This is a genomic window from Kitasatospora saccharophila, from assembly GCF_039529925.1.
GTDB lineage: Bacteria > Actinomycetota > Actinomycetes > Streptomycetales > Streptomycetaceae > Kitasatospora > Kitasatospora saccharophila.
On sequence record NZ_BAAANS010000024.1, the window covers coordinates 1 to 26,303 of the forward strand.

Below are 26,303 nucleotides of genomic sequence, written 5' to 3' on the forward strand. Positions count from 1 at the left end.
GGGAACCATCGTGGGCAACCCCCTGAAAGCCATGCCCGGCGTCTCTGGGCCTCTGGACCTTACGACGGCCCGTCCAACCCACCAACAACGTAGGACCTCCTGAGTCGGAGAGTGCCACCAGTCGGGGCGAATCAGGGCGAATAAGGGGGCGCACAACGGGGTAGGGCAAAGCCAAGGAGAGCCGCCCGGCGTACGACCGACGAAGTTCGGCCGCACGGCGCACTCCCCCCGCCCATTTCGAAGGGAGCACCCGAGTGCGGCTTCCGCTCCTCGCGCTGCTTGCCACCGGACCCGCGCACGGCTACCAGCTCCGGCGCGCCCTGGAGTCCACGTTTGGCCCGGCCTACGCGCGCACCAACGACGGCCAGGTGTACGTCACGCTCGGCCGGCTGGAGAAGTCCGGCCTGATCGAGGGCCAGGACGTCGCCCAGGACGGCCGCCCCGCCAAGCGCGTCTTCGTCCTCACCGACGACGGCCGGCGCACCCTCGCGGACTGGTTCGCCCGCCCCGCCGACGGCGGCAAGGTCCGCGAGGAGTTCTTCCTCAAGCTCGTCCTCGCCCCGCGCACCCGCCTCGCCGACCCGCGCACCCTGATCGACCTCCAGCGCTCCCACTGCCTCGCCGCCATCCGCGGCCTGCACGCCACCGCCGACCGGGCCCCCGACCACGGCGTCTCCCGCCTCCTGATCGAGGGCGAGGTCCTCCACCTGCAGGCCGAACTCGACTGGCTGGAGCGCTGCCAGCAGGAGTTCACCTGACCGGCGCGCGGGCCGCTCAGCGCAGGCCGGAGCGCATGCCGATCAGGAGCCAGTCGAGGGCGCGGTGGAAGTCGCGTTCGCGCAGGACGTGGTCGGGTTCGGCGGGGCGTTCGACCAGGACACCGGAGTCGGCGACGCCGGGGAGGTCGCGGACGGCCTCGGTGATCTCCTCGATCAGGTCGTCGGTGGTGCTGTTGGCCTCGGCGGCCTTCTCGGACCAGTTGATCTCGGTGGCGGTGAAGCCGTAGGTGTACTGGAAGATCGCCGAGAGGGCCGCCATCGAGTCGGCCTCGGAGAGCGGGGAGGCGCGGGCGATCTCCAGGGCCCGGGCGGAGTAGCGGACCGAGTTCGGGCCGATGTTCAGGTAGTCGGCGTAGATCCGGATCGCCCAGGGGTGCGCCAGCATGGCGGCGCGCCAGGTCACGGCCAGGGCGCGCAGACCGGACTGCCAGTCGGTGCCGTCGCCCGCCTCCGGCAGGGACATCTCGCCGGCCACCACGTCCAGCGCCAGCTCCAGCAGGTCGTCCTTGTCGGCGACGTACCAGTAGAGCGACATCGGCGTGACGTCCAGCCGGGCGGCCAGCGCGCGCATCGAGAACCTCGACTCGCCCTGCTCGTCCAGCAGCCGGACGGCCGCGGCGACGATCACCTCGCGGTCCAGGCCGCCCGGCCCGCCCGCGCCCGCCCGCGGGGAGCGGCGGCCGCGGACCGGGCCGGGCGTGAGCCAGACGCTCTTCTTGACCTGCGAGGCTCGCTTGGTGGCCACGCTGCTCCTTCGCTTCGACGGGTGCCACCACCGTACGGCCCGGGCGGAGCGGCGGGCCGGGAAGGGCGGTCAGTGGGCCGCGGGGACGGGCTCCGGGGCGTCGCTGCCGGAGGGGGTGCCGGCCGGGCGGTCGGCGCGGTGCAGCAGGGCGGCGGAGACCAGGCCGCCGAGCAGGACGGCCGCGGCGCCGATCAGCTGACTGGACGACAGGCCGTGGGCGAAGGCGTCGTGCACCGCGGCGCGCGCGGTGTCGTCGGGGGCGGCGGCCAGCGCCTCCGGCAGCGACTTCGCGGCCGAGGCCGGGACGCCCCCGGGCAGGCCCGCCGCGAACCGGGAGCCGAGGACCGCACCGAGCACCGCCACGCCCAGGCCGCCGCCGAACTCGGTGACGGTGCCCTGCACGCCCGCGCCGGCCCCGGCCCGCTCCGGCGGGATGGCGCCCATCACGGCCGCCGCCATCGCCGGGTTGGCGATCGCGATGCCGCAACCCATCAGCAGCAGGCCCGCCAGCAGCCCCGGGTACCCGTGGCCCGAGCCCAGCGCGGCGACCAGCGCCAGCCCGCCGGCCAGCAGCCCCATGCCGCTCGCGACGGCCCCCGCGAAGCCGATCCTCGGCAGCAGCCGGGCGCCGACGCCCGACAGGTTCAGCAGCACGATCACCAGGGCCAGCGGCGACATCCGCAGGCCGGCCTCCAACGGCTGGTAGCCGAGCACCAGTTGGAGGTACTGGGTGAGCAGGAACAGCGACCCGGCCATGCCGAAGGCGACCAGGACGCCGCCCGCCACCGCGCCGTTGAAGCGGCGGTCGCGGAAGAAACCCAGGTCGAGCATCGGGGTGGGGGTACGGGCCTCCCAGCCGACGAAGCCCGCCAGCGCGGCCAGGCCGACCGCGCCCGCCAGCAGCACCGGGCCGGAGCCCCAGCCGTGCACCGGCCCGGAGATGATCGCGTACACCAGGCCGACCATGCCGACGGTGGACAGCACCGCGCCCGGGACGTCCGGCCGGCGGCCCGAGGGGTCCTTGCTCTCCGGGAGCAGCCGGGCGACCGCGACCAGGCCGACCAGCGCCACCGGGACGTTGATCAGGAAGATCGAGCCCCACCAGAAGTGCGCCAGCAGCACGCCGCCGAGCAGCGGGCCGCCCGCGAAGCCGAGCGAGCTGACGGCGCCCCAGATGCCGATCGCCTTCGGCACCTCGGGGCCGTGGAAGACCTGCACCACCACCGCCAGCGTGGTGGTCATCAGCAGCGCGCCGCCGATGCCCATCCCGGCCCGGGCGGCGATCAGCTGGCCGGAGGACTGGGCCAGCGCCGCCGCCGCGGACCCGGCGCCGAACAGCGCCAGGCCGATCAGCAGCGCGCGCTTGCGCCCGTACCGGTCGGACAGGCTGCCGGCGGTCAGCAGCAGGCCGGACTGGACCAGGGCGTACGCGTTGATCATCCACTGGATGTCGGCGGTGCCCGCGCCCAGGTCCTCGGTCAGTGAGGGGATGGCCACGTTGAGCACGGTGTTGTCGAGCAGCACCACCAGCGTGGCCAGGCAGACCACCGCCAGGATGACCCACCGCCGCGGGTCCGGTGCGGGGGGCGTGTGGACGGAGTCTGGAGACAAGGGGGCTCCCAGGGCGGGGGGAAGGGCGGGGCGGGGGGAAGGGCGGGGCGGAACGGCCGGGCGGCCGTCCGTTGTACACCGTAGAGGAGTTCTTCTACGGTGTACAACGCCTTTTCCGGGGCGGGGACGGGGCCGGGGCGGGGACGGATCAGACGGTCATCCCGCCGTCGACCGCGAGGCTGGCACCGGTGATGCCCGCGCCCGCCGGGGAGGCCAGCAGCAGCACCGCCGCGGCGACCTCGTCCGGGCGGGTCAGCCGGCCGGTGGCGGTGCGGCCGGTGAAGTGCCGCACCAGGCCCGGGTAGTCGGTGCCGAACGCCGCCGCGGCCTGCGGGCCCCGCTCGGTGAACCAGTCGGTCTCCACCGCGCCCGGGCACACGCAGTTGGCGGTGACCCCGTACGCCCCGACCTCCTTGGCCAGCACCCGGGTGAAGCCGATCAGCGCGTGCTTGGCGGCCGCGTACGCGCACAGTCCCGGGTCCGGGTCGCGGCCCTCGACCGAGGCGATGTTGACGATCCGGCCGGAGCGCTGCGGCAGCAGGTGGGCCAGCGCGCGGCGGGTGGTGTGCAGGGCGGAGTCCAGGTTGAGGGCGAACGCCTCCCGCCAGGCCGCGTCGGTGATCTCGGCGACGGCGGCGAACCCGGTGGCACCGCCCACGTTGTTCACCACCACGTCCAGGTGCCCGTAGCGCTCGACCGTCCCGTCCACCGCGCGCTCGGCGTCCGCCCGGACGGTGGCGTCGGCGGCCAGGAAGGTGACGTCCGCGCCGCCGTCCAGCCGGGCGAGGGCGGCGCGGCCGGTGGGCTCGGAGCGGCCGGTGACCACCAGCCGGGCGCCGTGGGCGTGCAAGGCGTGGGCGATGGCCAGGCCGATGCCGCGGGTGCCGCCGGTGACCAGGGCGACGGTTCCGGTGAGGTCCATGGGGTGCTGCTCCCGTCGTGGGCTCAGTGGTGCCCGGGCCGGTGGTGCAGGGCGAGGGTGGCGGTGTGCGGGCGGCCGGGCAGCCGGACCGGCAGCAGGTGCCAGCCGAGCGGCGCCCGGTCCCGCCCCAGCCGGACCAGGGCGGGCCGGGGCCGCAGGACCAGCTCCACGTCGACCAGGGCGCGCAGCAGCGGCCAGCCGAGGGCCTTGGCGACGGCCTCCTTCGCCGTCCACAGCGACAGGAAGCCCGACTGCCGCAGGACGGAAGGGAGTTCGGCCAGCGCGGCGCGCTCGGCCGGGGTCAGCGCGAACTCCAGCAACTGCGGGGACGGCGGCGCCGCCAGGTGCTCGACGTCGACGCCGAGCAGGGTGCCGTGGTGCGGGGCGGCCAGCACGGCCGCGACGGTGACCGGCCCGCTGTGCGCCGCGGACAGCCGCAGCGGCGGGAACCGCTCCGGCCAGGCCAGCGCGGGGCGGCCGAGTCGGTCGGGCACCACGCCGACCTCGGCCGTCGGCCGGGCGCAGCGGGCCGCCACCGCGTGCCGCAGCAGCGCGTGCCCGCGCACCGGTGGCCGCTGCGGGCCGACGTGCCACCAGAGGTCGACCGGGCCCGCGGCGGTGGCCAGCCGGCGGTGCCGCGCGCCGCTCAGGGCGGGGAGCACGGGGCGGGCGGCCGGAGCCGGGTCAGGACGGTGGCGTGCAGGCCGGTGAGCTGGGCGACCACCAGGCCGTCCGCCGTCCGGGCGGTGCTGGTGCCGGTCGCGGCCGAGTGGTGCAGCCACAGCCCCTCCGGGTGGGCGAGCAGCAGGTCGTGGTCGTCGCCCGGCCGGTGCAGGGCGATCCGCTCGATGTGCCGGGGCACCGCGACGGGGTGCCGCCCGTCCGGGTCGGGCGCGAGGGCCGGGGTGCGGGCCAGGCTGTCCAGCAGCACCGCCGGGGTGCCGAGCCGGGGCAGTGCGGTCAGGGCGTCCGGGTCGGGCCGCCAGTGGGCGGCGGTGCCCGTGGCGGTGGCGCGGTACCCGTCGGTGGCGCGGAAGGGGCCGGTGAGGACGACGGGCGAGGACGGGTCGTAGTACGGGTCGTAGGAGGGGCCGGGGGCGGAGGTGGGGGCGGGCTGGTCGGAGGGTGGGGCGTGGGGGGTGAACAGCGGTGCCGGGCCGCCGAGTTGGACGGTGGCGCGGAAGTGTTCACGGTCGGCGGCCAGCACCCGTCCGTCCGGCGCCACCACGTCCGAGCGGATGCTCACGTGCACGGCGCGCCCCGGGCGGGGCGCGGGGGACGAGGGGGACGGGCGGAGGCGGGCTTCGACCCGGAAGCGGGCGGGGCGACCGTCGGTGCGGGCGCGGACCCAGGTGCGGAAGGCCAGCCGGTCGAGGCCGCGGACCGGCAGGCCCGGGCAGAGGGTGCGGGCGGCCTGGGCGGCGAGCTCGGCCAGCAGGACGCCCGGCACGGTCGGACGGCCGTCCACCAGGTGGTGACGGAGGAAGGCGTGGGTGTCCAGGTCGAGCAGCAACTCCCAGACTCCGTGGTCGGGTTCGAGCCTGGCGGGCGGGCCGAGCAGGCCCGGGGCGGTGGCTTCCGGGGTGGCGGCTTCCGGGGTGGTGGAAGTGGTGGGAGCGGTGGAAGTGGCGGGGGGTGTGCGCAGGCCGGGGAAACGGGTGTCGAAGGAGCGGTGCTCGGCGGTGCCGACGAAGGTGACCAGCCGGTCGGTCCGGCCCTCCGGGTGCGCGCGGCGGCGCAGTTCGGCCAGGAAGTGCCCGACGCCCTCGGCGGTGCTCATCCGGGACAGCCGCGCGGTGCGGGCCGTGTACGACTGGACGACCGGGCCGGAGCCGAGGCCGGTCTCGTCCCAGATCGTCCAGGCGATGGTGAACTCCCGTCCGTCGGAGGCGGATTGGGCGGCGGCGGAGAGGAAGTCGTTGGCGGGGGAGTAGTCGCTCTCGCCCGGCAGGCCGGCCACGCCGGTGACCGAGCCGAAGTTGCACCACAGCCCCGGGGCGAGCGGGCCGTCGAACGCGGCGCGCAGGTGGTGGTAGCCGGAGAGCTTGACGTCGCGGATCCGGCGCATGCCCGGCAGCGTCTTGCGGGTGATGTCGCCCGGGTGGTGCAGCCCCGCGCCGTTCACCAGCAGGTCCACCCGCCCCTCCCGGGCCCGGACCGCCTCGGCGACGGCCCGGACGGCGGCCGGGTCGGTCACGTCGCAGGTGTGGAAGTGCACGTGCTCGGCCCCGCAGGACGCCCGCAGCGCGCGCAGCGTCAGCGCGGACTCGCGGGCGTGCAACAGCCGGTCGAAGTCGGCGCTGATCTCGCCCACCGGGCGCTCCGGGGTCCGGGACCGTTCGGCGGTGATGTGGCGGGCCCGGGCCGCGGGCAGCTCCGCGTCCGGGGTATCCAGCAGTTCCGCCGGCACCTCGGCGGGCCGGCCGGACCCCACCAGGTGCACCCGGAGCGGGAGTCGACCGGCCAGGCCGAGCAGGCAGGCGGCGGTGATGCCGCGCGCGCCGCCGGTGGCCACCACCACCGGGTGCGGCGGCAGCGGCAGTCCGTCGTCGTCCGGCCGGGGGTCGGCGGCGGACGCGGTCAGGCGCTGCACCAGGCGGACGCCGTCGCGGTGCCGGGCCACGGGCAACCCGTCGGCCGGGCGCGCGAGTTCACCCTCCAGCACGGCCAGCACGGCCGCCGGGTCGGCGCGGTCGGAGACCAGCGCGCGGACGGTGCACTCCGTCAGCTCCCAGGCCAGCGACTTGACGAACCCGGTGAACAGGTGGGCGTGCGGCGCGGGTTCGCCCGCGCGGAACGGGGCGGCCGCGCCGACCGCCAAGGTGGCGAGGGTGTCGCGGAGTCGGCGCACCGCCCAGAACGCCGCCTCCTGCACGGCCAGCAGTTCGGCCGTCGGCGGCGCGGGCCACGGCGGCCCCGCGTGCAGGTCGGCGACCACCCGCAGGTGCCGGAACCCCGCCGGACGCCCGGCCAGGAGGCGGTCGACGGCCCGTTCCGGGTCCTCGTCCGCCCCGACGGCGAGCAGCCGGACGCCGGGCGCGGCGGCCCGGAGGACGGACTCCTGCGCGGTGCCGGTGACCAGCAAGGTGTCGGCCGGGAAAGGGAGTTGCCGTTGCCGGGGGAGGCCGGCGGCCTGCCAGGACAGGGTGTGCCGCCAGGTCAGCGGCCGGGGGAGGGCGGGAGGCTGCGGCGGCTCGGGGTGTCGGGCGGCGGGAGGGCCAGCGGCGGGACGGTCGGGGGCGGGGCGGCGGGCGGCCAGGTGGCGGACGGCGGCCAGCAGGTCGTCCGCGCCCGGGTAGCTCCACCGGTCGGACCCGGCCGGGGGCCGCTCGGGCCGCTCGGGCTGCTCCAGTTCGGCGAGGACGGCGTCGAGCGTGTCGAGCACCGGCCACTGCCGGGCGCGCGCGATCGAGGCCCGGGTGAGGACCACCGCGAACGCGCCCTCCGCCGTGGCCGGTTCGGGGGCGTCGTGAGCGTCGGCGTGGGAGTGGGCGTGGGCGTCGGGGGCTTCACGGGCGTCGAGATCGTCGGGGCTGTCGGGGCTGTCGAGACGGTCGGGGCCGGAGACGCCGTTGACGCCCAGGACCAGCGCCAGTTCCAGCTCGCCGCGCCGCAGGTGTGCGGCCGCCGCTCGCAGGGCGGTGCGCCCCGAGGTGGGGCCGGTGTCGAGCGTCATGGTCGGCCCGTGCAGGTCGTACCGGGCCGCGACCCGGGCCGGGATCACGTTCGGCATCAGACCGGCCAGAGTGTCCTCCCCCGGGTCGGTGCGGTCGCGCACCGCGTCGAGGAAGGACGTGGTGGCGGCGCGCAGCGCCGACCGGTCCAAGTCGTCGTCCGGGGGCTGGAGTTCGAGCGCGGCCGCCAGCGCGGTGGCGTGGCAGCGGACGGTGAGGTCGGGCGAGGCCGCCGGTACGCCGGTGTGTGCGGCGAACACCCCGCAGCCCTCCCGGAGTTCCTCCCACCAGGGCGGGACGCCCGGCCGGACCAGGGCGGCCACGGCCTGCAGCGCCATCAGTTGCGCCCGGTCGACGCGCGCGACGGTCCGGGCGGGCAGCCGCACCGCTTCGAACGGCGGGAGGGGGTAGGGCGATCCGAACGAGCGCAGGTGCGAAGGGTTCTGATCAGACGTCAGGCTGGTTGCGAGGTCCGGATCCCCCGGCAGGTGGGCCGACCAGGCGACCAGCACCACCGGGTCGTCCGGCAGCGGGGCGGGCAGCGACGGCGGGGCGCTCTCGCCCGGGCGCGGGGCGTCCTGGAGCAGCAGGTGCCCGTTGGTGCCGCCGAAGCCGAACGCCGACACCCCCACCGTGCGCGGCCGGTCCGCCGGGCGGGGCCAGGGCACCGGGTCGGTCGGCACCCGCAGCGGCGGCGCGCCGTCCGGGGCCCGGTACGGGACCTGCGGCGGGACGGTGGAGTGCGCGAGGCCCTGCAGCGCGTGCACCACCGAGACCGCGCCGGCCGCCCAACCGGTGTGCCCGACCACCGACTTGTTCGAGGTGCACCAGGCGTGCGGCAGTTGCTCGGACAGCACGCCGCGTTCGACCCCGTCGCCGACCGGCGTCCCGGTGGCGTGCGCCACCACCCAGTCGACCCGCTCGGCGGGCAGCCCCGACACCGCCCGCGCCCGGGCCAGCGCCCGCTGCTGACCGGAGGCGTTGGGCGCGTGCACGGCCCGGCCCCGCCCGTCCGAGGCGGCGCCGAACCCGGCCAGGACGCCCAGCACCCGGTCGCCGTCGGCCAGCGCCGCGTCCAGCCGCTTGAGCGCGACGAACGCCGCCCCGTCGGAGAACAGCACCCCGTCGGCGTCCGCGTCGAAGGCCCGCACCGCACCCGAGCGGCTCAGCCCGCGCAGCCGGGAGAACAGCACGCTGTAGCGCGGTCCGAGCGAGAACGCCCCGCCGCACAGCGCGAGTTCGCACTCGCCGTCGAGCAGCGCCCGGGCACCCAGGTCGATCGCGTACAGGGCGGAGGAGCAGGCCGTGTCGACCACCTGGACGGGCACCGGCCCCGGCAGCAGCGCGGCCACGGCGGCGCGGACGGCGGCGAGCGGCAGGTGCTCCCCAGGGGGCCCCGCGTGCCGGTAGGCGGCGCGCAGCCGGTGCCGCAGCCGGGCCCGCAGGGTCGCCGGCGGGAGGTCGGACGGGCCGGGCCAGTGCGCGGCGAGGCCGGTGACGGCGGCCTCCACCAGCACGCTCTCCTCCAGGTGCTGCGACCCCTCGGCCCAGGCCCCGGCGAAGCAGGCGGTGCGGACTCCCTCGCGGGCGGCGAGCGTCGGCGCGCCGCACTGGAGCAGTGCGGCGCGCGTCCACGCGGTGAGGAAGTCCTCGGCGGGGTCGGGCGCCGGACGGAGGTAGCCGGCCACCCGGCTGTAGGTGCGGTCCGGCGCGTCCCCGGCGGACCAGAAGTGCTCCAGCGGGAAGCGCTCGCCGGGCTCGCCGAACTGCGGGACGCCCTCCACCAGCCGCTGCCACAGCTCCTCCGGGTCACCGGCTCCCGGGGCGACCAGGCCGGTGCCGACCACGGCGACCGTCCGGTCGGCGCCCCGGACGGGGGCGGAGGGGGCCAGGAAGGGCACCGGAGCGGATGCCGGGGCGCGGGTCGGGACGGATGCAGGGACGGATGCCGTGGCGGGGGCCGTGGCGGGGGCCGGGGTGGGGGCCGTGGTGGGGGCCGGGGCGGGCTCAACCGCCTTGGTGGGATCGGGACTTCGCGGGGTGAGCATGGCCCGGCCGACCGAGAGCCCGCCGTCGGCGAGCAGGCACTGTCCCGAGATCCAGCGGGACTGCGGCGAGGCGAGGAAGGCCACCAGTCGGGCCAGGTCCTCCTCGCGGCCGACCCCGCCGAGCGGGGCGGCCGCCGCGCAGGTCGCCCGCAGGGCGTCCGCGTCCGGGAAGAGCGCGGCCGTCGGGTTGTCCAGCAGCCCGGCCGAGGCGGTGTTCACCCGGATGCCGACCGGCCCCAGGTCGGCGGCCAGGTAGCGGGTGAGCGCCTCCAGGGCGGCCTTGCAGACGCCCACCAGCAGGTAGTTGTCCATCGCCAGTCCCGCGCCGATGGAGGACACGTTCACGATCGACCCGCCGCCCCGGGCGGCCATCAGCGGCGCCGCCGCCAGCGCGCACCGGCGGGCGCCGTGCAGGTTGGTGTCCAGCGCCCGCTGCCACTCGGTCTCGGTGAGGTCGTCGTAGCGGGCGAACACGCCCCGCGCCGCGTTGTTCACCAGGACGTCCAGGCCGCCGTGCCGTTCGGCCAGCGTGGCGAACACCGCCGCCACCTGCTCGGGCTTGGCGACGCTGCCCCGCAGCGCCTCGGCTCGCCCGCCCGCTGCCCGGATCGCGGCGACCGTCTCCTCGGCGGCCTGCGGCGAGTGGAAGTGGTTGACCACCACCAGGGCGCCGCGCGCGGCCAGTTCGCGGCTGATCGCCGCCCCCACGCCCTTGCCGCCGCCGGTGACCAGCGCGACCTTGCCGGTCAGGTCCTGCGCGGTGCCGCCGGGTCGGTTCGGGGCGCCGCTCATGCCGACACCCCCGGGGCGGTGGGCAGGGTGCGCAGCAGCTCCGCGAGCGCGTCCAGGGTGGTGTGGCTGGTCAGCCGGGAGCCCTCCTCCGGCAGGGTGCGGCCGAAGCGGGCGGCGGCCTGGGCGAACAGCTCGGTCTGCTTGATCGAGTCGACGCCCAGGTCGGCCTCCAGATCGGCGTCCCCGGTCAGCACCTCGGGCGGGTAGCCGAGCGCGACCGCGTACAACTCCCGCAGGACGGACACGACTTCACCGGGTTCGGGCAGGGAGTCGGCGACCGGTTCGCGGGCCCGGACGGGGGCGGGCGGGGACGCGGACGCGGCTGCCGGAAGCGGAAGCGGCGGGGGCGGAGGCGGTGCGGGGCGGTCGGTGTTCAACGCGGCGACCTCGGCGGCGAGTTCGGGGCCGCTGGTCCGGCGGCGCAGGGGTGCGAACGTTCGGACGCCGGGCACCGTTGCCGTCACCAGGGCGCTGAGCACGCCGCGCGGGCCGCACTCCACGAACAGTTCCACGCCCTGCGCGTGCAGCAGGCGCACCGCGTCGGTGAACCGGGTGGGGCGCACCAGGTGCGCGGCGACCAGTTCGGCGACCGCGTCGTCGCCGTCCACCCGCCGGCCGAGGATCGCCGAGTGCAGCAGGTGCCGGGCCGGACCGGCCCGCAGCGCGCCCGCCCGGCGGCTGAACTCGCCCGCCACGGGGGCCAGTAGGCGGTGGTGGAAGGCGTACGGGACGGACAGCAGGCCGGCCCGGACGCCCACCGCCCCGGCCTGTCGGCGCACCCGTTCCAGCGCCCCGGTCGGGCCGGAGACCACGCACTGGCGCGGACTGTTGTCGGCGGCCACCGTCACCTCCCACTCGCCGAGCCCGCACAGCAGGGCCTCCGTCCGGGTGGCGGACAGCTCCAGGGCCAGCATCCCACCGGGCTCCGGCGGCCGGGCGGCGAACGCCTCGTCGCGCGCGGCCACCAGGGCCAGCCCGTCCGCCGGGTCGTACACCCCGGCGGCGGTGAGGGCGACCAGCTCACCGAAGCTGTGGCCCAACAGGACGTCCGGGACCAGGTGGTGACGTTCCGTCAGGAGTCGGAACAGGGCCGTCCCGGCGGCGAACAGGGCCAGGTGCAGCTCGGCGGGGCGGTCCCGGACCAACTCCTCCAGGGCCGGGGCCCGCTCGTCGAGCAGGAACCGGGACGGGGCGGACCGGCCGAGCCGGGCCGCGGCCGCGTCCAGCTCCCGCAGGGTCTCCGAGACCAGCGGCTCGTCGTCGGCGAGCCGGGCCAACCCGCCCGGCAGGTAGGCCCCCTGGCCGGGGAACACGAAAGCGCAGCGCTCGACCAAAGCAACTCCTCGACACAGAGCGACACTTGGAAGCAGGGGAACGCGCGCAGCGGCGCGCACCGGTCCGGAGGGCGCGGAGAGGGGAAGGGGAGGAGGGGGGAATCGGGCGCGGATCGGGCTGCTGCCCTCCTGCGCACACGCACATTGACGTTACCCGTGCGGGTGACGGCGGTCATCACCCACACGGGTGCGGTGGAGTCGGCGACCAGTTCGAACGCCGCTCAGTCGAGCGGGAAGCCGGGGGTGGTAGAGCCGGGCGGGCGGCCCGGTGCGGCTCCCCCGGTGCGGCGCAGCCCCGGGGTGCCGCACCCGATCAGTGCCACGGCGGCGACGCAGAGCAGGCCGCCGCTGACCAGGGCGGTGCTGCCGGAGGACACGGAGGCGACCAGGCCGCCGCGCAGGTTGCCCACGTCCGGGCCGGCCTGTCCGACGATCTGCTCGGCCGCCCCGACCCGACCCAACAACCGGTCCGGGGTGTGCAGTTGGACGACGGTGCCGCGGGCGACCACGGAGACGGTGTCCGCCGCGCCGGCCAGCGCGAGCAGCGCCAGCCCCGCCCACGGGCCGGACACCAGGCCGAACAGTGCCAGCGCGACGCCCCAGGTCGCGGCGGCGCCGAGCATCACCGCCGACTGGTTCGGCCGCCGGGTGAACGCCCCCGAGCAGACCGACGCGGCGACACCGCCCACCGCGATCGCGCTCAGGAACAGGCCCAGGGTGCGCGGCCCGCCGTCGAAGCGCTCCGCGTTGACCAGTGGGAACAGGCTGATCGGCATCGACAGCACGGTGGCGGCCAGGTCGGTGAGCAGCGCGGCCCGGACGACGGGCGTCCGGGCCAGGAACGCCAGCCCCTCCCGGACGTCGCGCAACCCGGGCCGGTCGGCCGGCCGTTCGGCCGTGTCCGGGCGCATCGGCGGCAGCCGGAAGACCGCGTACAGGGCGGCCGCGAAGCTCACCGCGTCGACCAGGTAGCAGCCGCCCGCGCCGACGCCCGCCAGCAGCAGGCCGCCCAGCGCGGGACCGAGCAGCATCGCGCCCTGGAAGGCGACGCGGTTCAGGGCCAGGCCCGCCGCCAGCTGTTCGGACGGGAGCAGCCGGGGCAGGAACGTCCGGGAGGCCGGGCCCGCGACGGTGGCGAACACCGACTGCCCGGCCACCAGTCCGATCACCCCGGCGGCCGGGAAGTACCCCAGCGCCGCCTGCGCGGCGAGCAGCAGCGCGCACCCCGCCTGCCCGGCGACGGACAGCAGGTACAGCGCCCGCCGGTCCGCGCGGTCCACCAGCGCGCCCGCGAACATCCCGAGCACCAGCAGCGGCAGCGCCTGCGCCAGGCCCACCGCGCCGGTCCACACCGTACTGCGGGTCTCCTCCCAGACCTGGAACACCACGGCGACCAGGGCCAGTTGGCTGCCGAAGCCGGACATCACCCCGCCGGTCCAGAGCCGCCGGAACGCCGCCGAACCGCGCAGCGGGGCGAGGTCGAGCAGCAGCCGCCGTCCGGTCACCGCCACCGCGGGTCCTCGGCGAGCTTCGCGGTGAGCCGGTCGTGGAAGCCGCGGCGGGCCAGCGCCTGCTCGATGTCCGCCACCACCCGGCTGAGCGGGTAAGGCAGTTCGGCCTCCAGCTCGACCAGCGCGGCCTCGGTGGCCTCCCACTCGGCCGCCAGCCGCCCGACCACCTCCCGGGCCTTCGGCGTCAGCGCGACCCGCTTGCTCCGGGCGTCGTCCCCCGGCAGCGTCTCCACCCACCCGGCCCGCCGCATCGCGGCCACCTTCTGGCTGAGCGCCGAGTGCGTGCGGTGCACCGACTCGGCCAGCTCGGTGATGGTCATCGGCCCGCGGGCGTGCAGTCGCAGCAGCTCCATCACGAAGCTCGACCGGAGCCCCTCGACGGGCGCCTCGGCGTACACCCGGGCGATGTCGGCCTCGATCGCGTCCTGCAGCAGGCGCAGCGGGCGCCACAGGCTCTGCTCGGTGGGGTCGGTGGGGTCGGTGGGGTCGGTGCTGGGAGACGGGTTCTCGGTCATGGCGCAATCATAACAGTGCTTGTATAAGTACTGTTGGATTTGGTGGGGGATCGGCCGGACGCGGAAGGACCCGGCGGGGAAGGGCGGTCGACGGGCGAACGCCCGGCAGGAGAATGGGGCCATGAGACCTGAAGTGCGGGCGTTCGCCGCCGACGGCCCACTGCCCGACTGGGACACGGAGGAAGCGGAGATCGACCGGCGGGCCGGGCAGATCGAGGCGATCCCGCGGCCGGTCACGGTGGGGGAGGCGGCCGCCCTGGCCGACTGCTTCGGCCCCGACGACTGCTACGGCGTCGCCTGGACGCTGCTGCACCTGATCGAGACCGGCCCCGGTCCGGCGGTGACCGTCCGCCCCGATCCGGCGACGGACGAGTGGCGCCACCGCCTGTGGCGGCGGGCCGTCAACGGCGGCCTACTGCCCGGGGAACCGGGCGACGACGGGTGACGACGGGCGGTGAGCGCGGTGAGCGCGGTGAGCCGGGCCGCGGGCCGAAACCGGCGGCGGGGGCGACCGCCCGTTCGGTAGCCTCCGGCATGGACTTCACCTCGGGCGGGACGGACGGGCCGCGCTTGGACGCCGCCGCCCTCGAACGGATCGGCCTCGGCGACAACGTGTGGGGCTTCCTGCCGGGGGCGGCCGACGCACGGAGCGCGGCCGAGGCGTTCTACCGGGCCGGGTGGCGGGTGCGCCGGTCGGCCTCGGACGAGTACCAGGTCGAGTGCGCGTACGCGGAACTCACGCTCGCCCCCGGGGCGCCGGTGTCCTTCGGCGGCTTCGTGGACCCCGAGCGGACGGCCGAGTTGACGGCGGCACTGGAGCGGACGGGGCCGGCCTCCGACGTCGAGTTCGCGGACGCGCCGCCCGCTGTGGACGTGATCGAATGGTGAAGAAAAGAAAGGTGACGTGTTCTGTCACCTTTGGGGTCGATCGTTGAAGGCATGGAGAACATGAACGATGCCGGTGGACGCTCCCGCGACAGCCTCCCCGCCCGCCCGCTGACCGGCCGGATCGCCCTGGTCGCGGGCGCCACCCGGGGCGCCGGCCGGGCGCTGGCGGTGGAACTCGGCCGGGCGGGCGCGACGGTCTACGTGACCGGGCGGACCACCCGCGCGCGGGTGAGCGAGGTCGGCCGGACGACCGAGACGATCGAGGAGACCGGGGAACTGGTGACGGCGGCCGGCGGCACCGGGATCGCGGTGCCCACCGACCACCTGGACGAGGAGCAGGTGCGGGCGCTGTTCGGACGGATCGAGGCGGCGCACGGGCACCTCGATGTCCTGGTCAACGACCTGTGGGGCGGCGAGCACCTGACGGCCGGGTCGATCTTCGGGAAGAAGAGCTGGGAGACCCCGCTCGCCGACGGCCTGCGGGTCCTGGAACTCGGCGTCCGCTCGCACGTCGTCACGGCCGCGCTCGGCCTGCCGCTGCTGGTGCGCTCGGACGGGCCGGTGCTGGTGGAGGTCACCGACGGCACGGCGGAGTACAACCGCCGGTACCGGGAGAACCTCTACTACGACCTGGCGAAGAACGCCCCGATCCGGATGGCCTACGGGCTGGGCCAGGAACTGGCGGAGTACGGCGGCACGGCGGTGTGCGTGACGCCGGGCTTCCTGCGCTCCGAGCAGATGCTCGCGCACTTCGGCGCGGCGGAGCGGAACTGGCGGGACGTCATCGCCGTCGAGCCGACCTTCGCGATCGCGGAATCGCCGCAGTACCTCGCCCGCGGGGTGGCCGCGCTGGCCGCGGACCCGCGCCGGGCCGAGCGGTGGAACCGGAAGTCCACCTCCAGTGCCGAACTCGCCCGGGTCTACGGCGTCACGGACGCGGACGGCAGCCGGCCGGACGCCTGGGCCTACTTCGCGGCGCTGGAGGAGCAGGGGAAGCGGGAGGAGCGGGGGGAGCAGGGGCACCCGGTTTCGGCGGAGGACTACCGCTGAGAACCGGCGGGGCCCGCGCCCGGGTCCGCGCCCGGGTCCGCTGCCGCGTCGCGGTAGAGCGCGACGAGGGACCGGGCGTGCCGGGCGAAGCGGGCGCGGAGGGCGGGTGGGGCGAGCACCTCGGCGTCCGCGCCGAGCCGGACCAGTTCGGCGAACGCGATCTCCTCGGACTCCACGGCGAGTTCGAGGGTGACGCGGCCCGCCGGGTCCGGCGGCGGTGCGGCGGCCAGCGCCCGGCCGGCCGCGGTCGGGTCGGTGACCCCGGGCAGGCGGCGCGCGCCCTCCGGGGTGAGCCGCAGCGTGACGGCGGCGCGCAGCAGGGAGCGGGCGAACCGGGCGCTGTGCTCCTGCCAGTACGCGGCCAGGTCGAAGGACGGATCGCGGGTGAACGCCCCGTCCGGGAGCGTGCGCAGCCCGGTGATCCGGTCGGCGCGGTGGGTCAGGAAGGCCGGACTCCCCGCCGGACCGGGGACCCGGCCCACCAGGTACCAGACGCCCGCCTTCAGGACCAGCCCGTACGGCTCCACCCGGCGGGGCGCGCCGGGCTCGCGGCCGGGGCGGGCGTAGGCGAACTCGACCGCCAGGTCCGCCCAGAGGGCGCGGGCCAGTTCCGGCAGCAGGTCGGGGGTGGACGGTTCGCGGAACCAGGCCGGGGCGTCCAGGTGGAAGCGCCGGGCCGAGGACTCGGCGGCCGCCCGCAGCGAGGGCAGCAGGGTGGCGGACAGCTTCAGCCGGGCGGTGTCGGCCGCGTCGGACAGCCCGAGGTCGCGCAGCGCGGAGGGCAGGCCGGACAGGTACAGGGTCTCGGCCTCGGTGGGGTGCAGCGTGGTGAGCCGGGTGCGGTGGCCGGGCGCGAGCCGGTAGCCGCCGGTCCGGCCGCGCTCCGACCGGACCGGGACCCCGGCGTCCTGGAGCGCCTGGACGTCGCGGATGACGGTCCGTTCGGAGACCTCCAGCTCCCGGGCCAGTTCGGCGGCGGTGAGGCCGGGGGTGGACTGGAGCAGGAGGGCCATGCGGATCAGGCGGGCGGCGCGCATGCGCACCAGCATCGCCGATCCGCGACCCGAGCGGGTACGGGCGGCCGAACGCGCGGCCCGGACGGATCCGCAGCGGGCGGACGTGCGTGCGCGACGGACGTGCGTGCGCGGCCCGTGCGGACGTGCGGATCGGGCGGACGCGCGGATCGGGCGGACGCGCCTGCGCGGCTCGCGCGGGTGGAGTTCCCCGGGGGCGCGGCCCCGCCCCCGGGGAAGTGTGAACGGCGGTCAGGCCAGCGGCAGTTCGGCCTCGGTGGTGCCCGCCGGGAAGGCGTGCTCGCGGCCCGCGTGCCGCAGGTTCCAGGGCTTGGCGCTGTCGGTGGAGACCAGCAGCCGGTCGCCCGCGCGGCGGACGGTGAAGCGGGCCGCCGTGCCGGTGCCGGAGGTCTCCGGGACGGCGACCTCGCGCACGGCGCCGTCGGCGAAGGCGTGCACCAGCAGGGTGACGCCGTCGGCCCAGTCGGAGACCGGGCGGCTCTCGTCGGCGGCCAGCGGGACCACCGAGTCCGGGCGGGCCAGCAGCGGCAGGGTGTCGAAGCCGTGCCGCTCGCGGACCCAGCGCGGGCCGGTGACCTCGTCGCCGGTGAGCACGTTCGTCCAGACGCCCGCGGGCACGTAGTAGTCGACCGTGCCCTCCTCGGTGAACACCGGCGCCACCAGCAGGTCGCCGCCGAGCAGGTACTGCCGGTCCAGCGCCGCCACCGCCGGGTCGTCGGGGAACTCCAGCAGCATCGCCCGCATCACCGGGGTGCCGTGCAGGTGGGCCTGCTGGGCGGCGTGCTGGAGGTAGGGGGCGAGGCGGTGCTTGAGCCGGGTGAAGGCGCGGGTGACCTCGACCGCCTCCTCGCCGTAGTCCCACGGCACCCGGTACGACTTGGAGCCGTGCAGCCGGCTGTGCGAGGAGAGCAGACCGAACTGCACCCAGCGCTTGAACAGCGCCTCGGTCGGGGTGCCCTCGAAGCCGCCGATGTCGTGGCTCCAGAAGCCGAAGCCGGACAGGCCCAGCGACAGGCCGCCGCGCAGCGACTCCGCCATCGCGGTGAAGGTCGACTCGCAGTCGCCGCCCCAGTGCACCGGGAACTGCTGCCCGCCCGCCGTCGCGGACCGGGCGAAGAGCACCGCCTCGCCCTCGCCGCGCTCCTCGCGCAGCAGCTCGAAGACGGCCTCGTTGTACCGCTGGGTGTACAGGTTGTGCATCTGCTCCGGGTCGCTGCCGTCGTGCCACACCACGTCGGTGGGGATCCGCTCGCCGAAGTCGGTCTTGAAGCAGTCCACGCCCTGGTGCAGCAGCCGGCGCAGCCGCTCGGTGAACCAGGCGGTCGCCGCCGGGTTGGTGAAGTCGACCAGCGCCATGCCGGGCTGCCACAGGTCCCACTGCCAGACCGTGCCGTCGGTGCGGCGCACCAGGTAGCCCTCGCGCAGCCCCTCCTCGAACAGCTCGGAGCGCTGCGCCAGGTACGGGTTGATCCACACGCACAGCTTGAGGCCCTGCTCCTTGAGCCGGGCCAGCATGCCGGCCGGGTCCGGGAAGGTGTCCGGGTCCCAGACGAAGTCGCTCCAGTGGTAGCCGCGCATCCAGAAGCAGTCGAAGTGGAAGACGCTCAGCGGGATGCCGCGCTCGGCCATGCCCCGGGTGAACCGGGTGACCGTCGCCTCGTCGTAGTCGGTGGTGAACGAGGTGGACAGCCACAGGCCCAGCGCCCAGGCGGGCGGCAGCGCGGGACGGCCGAGCAGGCCGGTGTAGCGGGTCAGCACCTCCTTGGGGGTGGGCCCCTGGAAGACCAGGAACTCCATCGACTGGTCCTCGACGCTGAACTGCACCTGCCCGACGGCCTCCGAGGCCACCTCGTAGGAGACCCGCCCGGGGTGGTTGACCAGCACGCCGTAGCCGCGGCTGCTCAGGTGGAACGGGACGTTCTTGTACGCCTGTTCGCTGCTGGTGCCGCCGTCGGCCTGCCAGATGTCCACCGTCTGGCCGTTCTTGACGAACGGGGTGAACCGCTCGCCCAGGCCGTACACCGACTCGCCGACGCCGAGCGCCAGTTGGGCCACCATGTGGTGCCTGCCGTCGGCGTCGACGGCGAAGCCGAGGCCGCGCTCGCCGAGCGAGGTGAGCAGCTCGCCGCCGGAGAGGAAGTCGGCCCGCCACGGCCCCTCGGTGTCCACCCGCAAGGTCAGTGCGCCGGACCGGAGTTCGACCACCGAGCCGGCCCGGACCACCGTGCCCGCGCCGTCGGTGCGGCCGACCAGTTCGAAGCCGCCGCCGGGGCGGACCGATCCGGCGTGGTGGGTGAACCGGACGGCGATCACGCCCTCGGCGGGGGAGTGGCAATCCACGGTCAGCAGAGGGGAGTTGAGCGTGTCGGCCCGGTTGGTGACCCGGCGCAGCGGCGCCCAGAGGGTGAACCGGTCCGACTCGGTGCGGACGTCGGCCACCTCGGCGGCGTAGCGGTTGGTCACGCCCGGGCGCATCAGCCAGTAGCCGTCGGTGAACTTCATCGGGGGGATCTCCAAGCGGGAGGGCAGGAAGGCGGGGTGCGGCGGGGCCGCGCCCACGGCGGTCAGGTGCGCGTGGGCGCGGCCCCGCCCGGCCCCGGGGGCGGAAGCGGGTCGCGCTCCCGGGGCGGTCGGTCCACCGGCGCGGTCAGGCGACGGTGAAGGCGGCGAGCCGGACCGGCCCGCGCAGGGTGACCCGCAGGTCGTGCACGCCGTGCGGCGCGGCCGCCAGCGCGGCGGTGGCGGTCGTCCAGGCGTAGCGGCCGCCGGTCGGCCGGACGGGGAGGGTGGCGAGCACCTGCCCGTCCACCGCGAACTCCAGCTCGGCGGCGTCCGCGCCGGCCAGGGCGCCGTCCAGCGCGACCTCCGCCGAGACCTCCTGGGCGCCCGTCAACTCGACGGAGGAGAACAGGAGTTCGGCATCGGGGGCGGATCCGGCCGGGGTGACCGCGTCGCCCTCGGTCCGGGTGGCGTCGACCAGGGCGATGCCCCGGTGCGCGTCGAAGTCGGCCGCCCCGGTGCGCCGGCCGAGGACGGTGCGGGGGGCGGGGGCGTCGCCCTCGACGGTGAGCTCCGCGGTGGCGCGGACGTCCTCCGCGGAGGCGGCGGCGAGCAGCTGGTAGCGGCCCGGGTCGACGGTGAACGCGCCGGTGGCGACGTCCCAGTGGGCCAGGTGCGCGGCGGCCGGGAGGTCGAAGACCAGGCGGCGGCTCTGGCCGGGCGCCAGGGTGATCTTCCGGAAGTCGGCCAGCCGGCGGCGCGGCGCCTGGTAGCGGGCCTCCAGCGGGCGCACGTACAGCTGCACCACCTCGGTGCCGCCGCGGCTGCCGGTGTTGCTGACGGTCAGCGCGGCCCGGACGGTGCCGTCCCGGCCGAGGGTGGCCGATTCGACCTCCAACTCGCCGTACTGGAAGGTGCCGTAGGACAGGCCGTGGCCGAACGGGTAGCGCGGCGCGCCCTCGTGGTACTGGTACGTCCAGCCCGCCTGGATGATGTCGTAGTCCAGCGGGTGCGGCAGCTCGTCGTCGCCGCGGTACCAGGTCTGCGGGAGCCGGCCGGCCGGGTCGGCGTCGCCGAACAGCACGTCGGCGAGGGCGTGCCCGGTCTCCTGGCCGCCGTGCGAGCTCCACAGGACGGCGGGCAGGTGCTCGTCGGCCCAGTCGAGGGCGTACGGGTAGCTGCTCATCACGATCAGCGCGGTGTCCGGGCGGACGGCCGCGACGGCGCGCAGCAGCTCCTCCTGGGCGGGCGGCAGGGCGATGCCCTGGCGGTCCAGGGTCTCGCGGCCGTGGATCAGCGGGTGGTTGCCGAGCACGACCACGGCGAGGTCGGCGGCGGCGGCCGCGGCGACGGCCTCCGCCCGTCCGTCGCGCAGCAGTTCGCGGGTGAAGCGCTCGGCGCCGGCGGCGTCCTCGGCGGTCACCGCGAGGGTGCCGGCGGCCGCGTACCTGCCGGTCAGCACGGACTGCAGCAGCACGGCGCCGCCGTCCGCCTCGACCAGCCGGAAGGTCTCGTGCACGTCCCAGCTCTTGATGACGGCCTGGTCGGCGACCAGCGAGCCGTCCTCCTTGACCGAGAGGAACCGCCCGTTGTCGACGGCGCGCAGGGTGAGCACGCCCAGGCCCCAGTCGCCGAGGTCGAAGGCGGTGCCGTTCAGCGGCTCGCCGGTGGAGGCGGCCCGCAGCAGGATCCGGTCGATGCCCTCGTGCACGGTCAACTCGCCGCCCGCGGGGGCGAGTCGGGCGCGCAGGCCGTCGGCGACGGTGACCGCGTAGGGCAGCGTGCCGGAGTACCAGTCCTCGAACAGCGCGTCGCCGTGCGGGCCGATCACGGCGATCTTCCGCGCCGGGTCGGTGAGCGGCAGCAGGCCGGTGTTCTTCAGCAGGACGGTCGACTCGGCGGCCGCCCGGCGGGCCAGCGCGCGGTGCGGGGCGCTGTCGACCACCTCGGCGCCGATGTGCGCGTACGGGTCCAGTTCGGGGTCGAACTCGCCCATCCGGAACCGGAGTTCGAACTGGCGGCGGACCGCGAGGTCGATGTCCTCCTGGTCGATCAGGCCGCGCTCCAGGGCGTCGCGCAGCCGGCCGATGACGGTCTCGCTGTCCTCGCCGTGGTCGGTGAAGGAGTCGATGCCCGCCTTCAGCGCGGCCGCGTGGCCCTCGGCGTGGTCGTCGAAGTAGTGCTCCGGGTCGACCAGGTTGGACGGGGCCTCGGCGTCGGAGACCACGAACAGCTCCCGACCGGTCGGCTCGGCCCAGCGCCGCAGCTCGGTCTCCAGCAGCGGGGAGACGTGGCAGGGGCGGCCGTTGACCAGGTTGTACGCCGCCATCACCCCGGTGGCCGCGCCGGAGGCGACGGCCGGCCTGAAGGCCGCCAGGTCGTACTCGTGCAGGACGCGCGGGCGCAGGCCGGAGGAGGTGGTGCAGCGGTCGTCCTCGTTGTTGTACGCGAGGAAGTGCTTGAGCACCGGGGCGGCCCGCAGGTAGGTCGGGTCGTCGCCGGCCAGGCCGCGGCAGAACGCCTCGCCGAGGCGGGCGGTGTGCACCGGGTCCTCGGAGTAGCCCTCCTCGTTGCGGCCCCAGCGCGGGTCGCGCAGCAGGTTCAGCACCGGGGCCCACGCCTGCAGGCTGTTCGGGCCGCGGTCGGGGGCGATGGCGGGGGAGCGGTGGTGGTGGAAGGCGCGCAGTTCGATCGAGGTCGCCTCGGCGACCTCGCGGACCAGCTCCTCGTCCCAGCTCGCGCCGAGGCCGACGGCCTGCGGGAACGCGGTGGCCACGCCCAGCCAGGAGACGCCGTGCAGCGCCTCCGCGCCGGTGCGGAAGGCGCCGATGCCCAGCCGGGGCACGGCGGGGGCGTACTGGTGGAGCATCGAGAGGCGCTCGGCGGGGGAGAGCCTGGACAGCAGATCGTCGACGCGCTTGTCCAGTGGAAGCGCGGAATCGCGGAACGGGTACCGCTCGGCCGAGGTCTCGGCGGCGGAGGAGGACGGGGAACTCAACGGGCTCACCCCAGGATGATGGTGCGGTGCGGTCGGTCGTCGAAGCGAATCGACGCTGACACGAAGCATCGACCATGTCAACTCCCTGTAGCAACGCGGAAAATGAATTTGTCCAGGCACTTGTCTAACCGGAAACGCGCCGTTAGTGTCGCCGCAACATCAAGCGCTTCGACAGTCAAGCGCTTCGACAGCGCCCAGTGCAGGGCGCCGCGGAAGGGCCTCCCCACCATGAGAACCGAGCTGAACCGCAGATCCTTCGTCACCGCCGCCGTCTCCGTCGCCGGAGCAGCGGTGATGACCCCCCTGCTGGCCGCCTGCGGGGGCGGCGGCTCGAAGCACAAGACCGGTGCGAACTCCGCCGAGGGCGTCAAGTCGGCCCTGCCAGCCTTCGTCGCCAGCACCTCCGTGGCCGCCGACATCCCCTCGGTCACCGGCGCGGACGGCGCGATGACCGACCCGGCCTTCCTCACCTACCCGGCCAGCCCGGTCGCCACGGTCACCGGCGTGCCCGGCAAGGGCGGCAGTTACACCGCCGTCACTCCGCTGTGGGGCACCGTCCCGCCCGCGGGCAACTCGTTCTACACCGCGATGAACAAGGCCCTGGGCATCACGATGGAGATGAAGCCCGCCGACGGCAACAACTACGCCACCATCATCCCCACCATGACCGCGGCCAAGAAGCTGCCGGACTGGATCCAGCTCCCGACCTGGTGGAACCCGAACTTCAACGTCGGCGAGCTCGCCGCCAGCCAGTTCGCCGACCTCACCCCCCACCTGGCCGGCGACAACATCAAGAAGTACCCGAACCTGGCCGCCATCCCGACCGGCGCCTGGCAGGCCGGCATCTGGGGCGACAAGCTCTACGGCATCCCCTCCTTCTCCACCGGCTTCTCCATCGCGGGCACCACCTTCTACCGCCGCGACCTGCTGGAGCCCAAGGGCATCACCGCGGACCAGGTCAAGACCCTCGACGACCTGATGGCCCTGGGCAAGGAGCTCACCGACGAGAAGGCCGGCACCTGGGCCTTCGACGACGTGTGGACCTACCTCTTCCCGTTCTTCGGCGTCCCCAACAAGTGGAAGCTCACCGACGGCAAGCTGGTCCACAAGTACGAGACCCCGGAGCTGCTCGAAGCGCTCGACTGGCACTACAAGCTCGCCACCGCCGGCTACCTGCACCCCGACGCCATCGCCGGCAACAACGCCGACGCCAACACCCGCTTCTACGCGGGCAAGACCCTGATCCAGGGCGGCGGCACCGGCGTCTGGAACCTCGCCGACCACCAGTCCGGCACCGCCGCCACCCCCGGCTTCCGCCGCGGCTCCTTCGACTTCCTCACCGCGAAGGCCGGCGCCACCCCGTCGCTGTTCATGGGCGCCTCCACCAGCCTGATGAGCTACCTGAACGCCAAGCTCAAGCCCGAGCAGATCGAGGAGCTCCTCGCCGTCGCCAACTACCTGGCCGCGCCGTACGGCTCCGCCGAGTACACGATGGTCAACTTCGGCGTCGAGGGCACCCACTACACCCGGGTCGACGGCGTGCCCACCGCCAATGACGAGGGCAAGAAGGACGTCCAGGCGCAGACCTACCCCTTCCTCGCCACCGCCTCCTCGGTCATCTCCAACCCCGGCGCCGACCAGGTCACCAAGGACATCGCCGCCTTCCAGGCCGCCAACGTCAAGTACCTGTACAAGCCGCTGTTCTGGAACATGAACATCTCGATGCCGCAGAACATCGCGACCATCGACACCGCGCAGGCCGTCGAGGACACCATCAAGGACTGCTACCACGGCAAGAAGAAGGTCTCCGACGTCCAGGCGGCCATCTCCACCTGGAAGTCCGGCGGCGGCGACCGCCTCAAGCAGTGGATGACCGACAACGTCCTGAGCAAGTACGGAACGGGTCAGTGAGCACAGCGCGATCGGAGCGGGGTAAGAGCACCGCAGGCCGGAGGACCACCGGCAAGAACGGTGCCGTCCGGCTGAACTGGCGGGTCCGGCTGCGGCGCGACAAGACGCTGCTGCTGATGACCGTCCCGGCCGTGGTCCTGCTGCTGATCTTCAACTACGCGCCGCTGTTCGGCCTGATCACCGCGTTCCAGTACTACGACCCGCTGGTCGGCGTGCGCGACAGCGAATGGGCCGGCCTCGCGCAGTTCCAGCAGCTGTTCCACGACCCGCTGTTCTGGGGGGCGCTGAAGAACACCCTCTGGCTCAGCCTGGTCCAGCTGGTGCTGTTCTTCCCCGTTCCGATCGCGCTGGCCCTGCTGCTCAACACGGTGCTCAGCGAACGGCTGCGCAACTTCATCCAGTCCGTGGTCTACCTGCCGCACTTCTTCTCCTGGGTGCTGGCCATCACGATCTTCCAGCAGATGCTCGGCGGTGCGGGAATCCTCAACCACTTCCTGCGGCAGAACGACATGGCCCCCTGGGACATCACCACCAACCCGCACACCTTCGCCCTCCTGGTCACCTCGCAGGCGATCTGGAAGGAGGCCGGCTGGGGCATCATCGTCTTCCTCGCCGCACTGGCCGCCATCAACACCGACCTGTACGAGGCGGCCGCGGTCGACGGCGCCGGACGCTGGCGCCGGATGTGGCACATCACCCTGCCCGGCCTGCGCGGCGTGATCGTGCTGATGCTGGTGCTCCGCCTGGGCAACGCGCTGACCGTCGGCTTCGAGCAGTTCCTGATCCAGCGCGAGGCGGTCGGCCACGAATCGGCCGACGTGCTCGACACCTTCTCCTTCTACTACGGCATCGCCACCGGCAACTACAGCTTCGGCGCCGCGGCCGGCCTCTTCAAGAGCGTCATCTCGCTGCTGCTGATCTGGGGCGCCAACAAACTGGCACACGCCTTCGGCGAGGACGGGTTGTACCGCAGATGAGCCACTCACCCACCACCGTCCGCGAGGGCGCCGCACAGCCGGGGCCCACCGCCCCCGCCCCCGCGCCCCGCCCGGCCCGGACCGGCCGCCCCCGCGCCCGGGCCGGGCGGGCCCCCTGGGAGGAACCGCCCACCCTGATCGGCCAGGGCGCCAAGGGCATCACCCTGGCCGGCGTGATCGCCGCCGTGGCCGTCCCGCTCTGGATCATCGGACTGACCAGCATCTCCACCCCCGGCGCCGTCAACCGGGCCGGCGGGCTGGTGATCTGGCCCGACGGCATCACCTTCGACGCCTACCAGCAGATGCTCGGCGACGGCACCGTCCGCACCGCCCTGATGGTCAGCTTCGCGATCACCGTCGTCGGCACCCTGGTGTCCATGATCGTCTCGGTGATGGCGGCCTACGGCCTCTCCCGCTCCGAGTCCTTCGCGCACCGCCCGATCCTGACCCTGCTGATCGTCACCATGTTCGTCAGCGGCGGCCTGATCCCGACCTTCCTGGTGGTCACCGGACTCGGCGGCTACGACCAGTGGTGGTCGCTGATCCTGCCCAGCGCCGTCTCGGTGTTCAACATCCTGGTGCTGCGCTCGTTCTACTCCACCACCTCCGCCGACCTGATCGACGCCGCCCGCCTCGACGGCGCCGGCGACTGGCGGATCCTGTGGTCCGTGGTGCTCCCCACCTCCCGGGCGGTCACCGCCGTGATCGCGCTGTTCTACGCGGTCGGCTACTGGAACTCGTTCTTCAACGTGATGCTCTACATGCCGACCTCGGCCGAGAAGTGGCCGCTGCAGTACGTGCTGCTGACCTACGTCAACCGCGGCAACGGCCTGCCCGGCTCCGTCAACTCCGGCTTCGGGGCGGCCAACTCGCAGACCGCGCCGCTCACCCTCCAGATGGCCGTCGTGGTCCTCACCCTGGTGCCGCTGCTCATGGTCTACCCGTTCATGCAGAAGCACTTCCGCACCGGCGTCCTGACCGGCGCCATCAAGGGCTGAGCCGGAGCGGGAACAAC

Annotated in this window: 18 protein-coding genes; 7 read left to right on the plus strand and 11 right to left on the minus strand. The window is 74.8% G+C overall.

The genetic code is table 11. From position 1 onward, the window contains the following. The first annotated feature begins 254 nt into the window (after positions 1-254). On the plus strand, positions 255-758 hold the full coding sequence (locus ABD345_RS18425) for a PadR family transcriptional regulator (protein ID WP_344553346.1): 504 nt from the start codon (positions 255-257) through the stop codon (positions 756-758). Positions 759-774: 16 nt separating this feature from the next. Here ABD345_RS18425 and ABD345_RS18430 read toward each other — a convergent pair whose 3' ends face one another. The 8 genes from ABD345_RS18430 to ABD345_RS18465 form a co-directional block, all read right to left on the minus strand. After that, positions 775-1,524, minus strand: coding sequence for a TetR/AcrR family transcriptional regulator (locus ABD345_RS18430; RefSeq protein WP_344553348.1), 750 nt, complete (start codon positions 1,522-1,524; stop codon positions 775-777). Between the two features lie 69 nt (positions 1,525-1,593). Beyond that, positions 1,594-3,135: an MFS transporter gene (locus ABD345_RS18435; RefSeq protein WP_344553349.1), complete on the minus strand. Its 1,542-nt coding sequence runs from the start codon at positions 3,133-3,135 to the stop codon at positions 1,594-1,596. Positions 3,136-3,283: 148 nt separating this feature from the next. After that, a complete protein-coding gene (locus tag ABD345_RS18440) occupies positions 3,284-4,057 on the minus strand; it encodes an SDR family NAD(P)-dependent oxidoreductase (RefSeq protein ID WP_344553350.1) in 774 nt (257 codons plus the stop codon). Between the two features lie 23 nt (positions 4,058-4,080). Continuing rightward, on the minus strand, positions 4,081-4,719 hold the full coding sequence (locus ABD345_RS18445; RefSeq protein WP_344553354.1) for a 4'-phosphopantetheinyl transferase family protein: 639 nt from the start codon (positions 4,717-4,719) through the stop codon (positions 4,081-4,083). Continuing rightward, a complete protein-coding gene (locus ABD345_RS18450) occupies positions 4,704-10,571 on the minus strand; it encodes an SDR family oxidoreductase (RefSeq protein WP_344553355.1) in 5,868 nt (1,955 codons plus the stop codon). The genes ABD345_RS18445 and ABD345_RS18450 overlap by 16 nt, the downstream gene beginning before the upstream one ends. Further along, positions 10,568-11,905 carry an acyltransferase domain-containing protein gene (locus ABD345_RS18455; RefSeq protein WP_344553356.1) on the minus strand — a complete coding sequence of 446 codons (1,338 nt, stop codon included), beginning with the start codon at positions 11,903-11,905 and terminating at the stop codon, positions 10,568-10,570. Before ABD345_RS18455 ends, ABD345_RS18450 begins: the two co-directional genes overlap by 4 nt. A 221-nt stretch (positions 11,906-12,126) precedes the next feature. Next, a complete protein-coding gene (locus ABD345_RS18460; protein ID WP_344553487.1) occupies positions 12,127-13,410 on the minus strand; it encodes an MFS transporter in 1,284 nt (427 codons plus the stop codon). Then, positions 13,407-13,931 carry a MarR family winged helix-turn-helix transcriptional regulator gene (locus tag ABD345_RS18465; RefSeq protein ID WP_344553358.1) on the minus strand — a complete coding sequence of 175 codons (525 nt, stop codon included), beginning with the start codon at positions 13,929-13,931 and terminating at the stop codon, positions 13,407-13,409. Before ABD345_RS18465 ends, ABD345_RS18460 begins: the two co-directional genes overlap by 4 nt. A 121-nt stretch (positions 13,932-14,052) precedes the next feature. Between ABD345_RS18465 and ABD345_RS18470 the strand changes: the two genes are divergently transcribed. The 3 genes from ABD345_RS18470 to ABD345_RS18480 all read left to right on the plus strand — a co-directional run bounded on the left by ABD345_RS18470 (position 14,053) and on the right by ABD345_RS18480 (position 15,869). Further along, positions 14,053-14,376 (plus strand): hypothetical protein, encoded by a 324-nt coding sequence (locus ABD345_RS18470; RefSeq protein ID WP_344553359.1) that lies wholly within the window; start codon positions 14,053-14,055, stop codon positions 14,374-14,376. 89 nt (positions 14,377-14,465) lie between these two features. After that, positions 14,466-14,819, plus strand: a complete 354-nt coding sequence (locus ABD345_RS18475; protein WP_344553360.1) for a hypothetical protein — start codon at positions 14,466-14,468, stop codon at positions 14,817-14,819. Positions 14,820-14,870: 51 nt separating this feature from the next. Beyond that, a complete protein-coding gene (locus tag ABD345_RS18480) occupies positions 14,871-15,869 on the plus strand; it encodes an SDR family oxidoreductase (protein ID WP_344553361.1) in 999 nt (332 codons plus the stop codon). Here ABD345_RS18480 and ABD345_RS18485 read toward each other — a convergent pair. From ABD345_RS18485 to ABD345_RS18495, 3 genes are all read right to left on the minus strand, one after another. Beyond that, complete coding sequence (locus ABD345_RS18485; protein WP_344553362.1) at positions 15,860-16,906, minus strand: helix-turn-helix transcriptional regulator; 1,047 nt, start codon at positions 16,904-16,906, stop codon at positions 15,860-15,862. The two genes, ABD345_RS18480 and ABD345_RS18485, sit on opposite strands and share 10 nt — an antisense overlap. A gap of 228 nt (positions 16,907-17,134) precedes the next feature. After that, a complete protein-coding gene (gene yicI / locus ABD345_RS18490) occupies positions 17,135-19,405 on the minus strand; it encodes an alpha-xylosidase (RefSeq protein WP_344553363.1) in 2,271 nt (756 codons plus the stop codon). A gap of 145 nt (positions 19,406-19,550) precedes the next feature. Continuing rightward, positions 19,551-22,400 carry a beta-glucosidase family protein gene (locus ABD345_RS18495; RefSeq protein ID WP_425556849.1) on the minus strand — a complete coding sequence of 950 codons (2,850 nt, stop codon included), beginning with the start codon at positions 22,398-22,400 and terminating at the stop codon, positions 19,551-19,553. Between the two features lie 228 nt (positions 22,401-22,628). Between ABD345_RS18495 and ABD345_RS18500 the strand changes: the two genes are divergently transcribed. The 3 genes from ABD345_RS18500 to ABD345_RS18510 are packed head-to-tail and all read left to right on the plus strand — an operon-like array spanning position 22,629 to position 26,286. Then, positions 22,629-24,311, plus strand: coding sequence for an ABC transporter substrate-binding protein (locus ABD345_RS18500; RefSeq protein ID WP_344553365.1), 1,683 nt, complete (start codon positions 22,629-22,631; stop codon positions 24,309-24,311). Beyond that, positions 24,308-25,288 (plus strand): ABC transporter permease, encoded by a 981-nt coding sequence (locus ABD345_RS18505; protein ID WP_344553366.1) that lies wholly within the window; start codon positions 24,308-24,310, stop codon positions 25,286-25,288. The genes ABD345_RS18500 and ABD345_RS18505 overlap by 4 nt, the downstream gene beginning before the upstream one ends. Next, positions 25,285-26,286, plus strand: a complete 1,002-nt coding sequence (locus ABD345_RS18510) for a carbohydrate ABC transporter permease (protein ID WP_344553367.1) — start codon at positions 25,285-25,287, stop codon at positions 26,284-26,286. The genes ABD345_RS18505 and ABD345_RS18510 overlap by 4 nt, the downstream gene beginning before the upstream one ends. Positions 26,287-26,303: the final 17 nt, after the last annotated feature.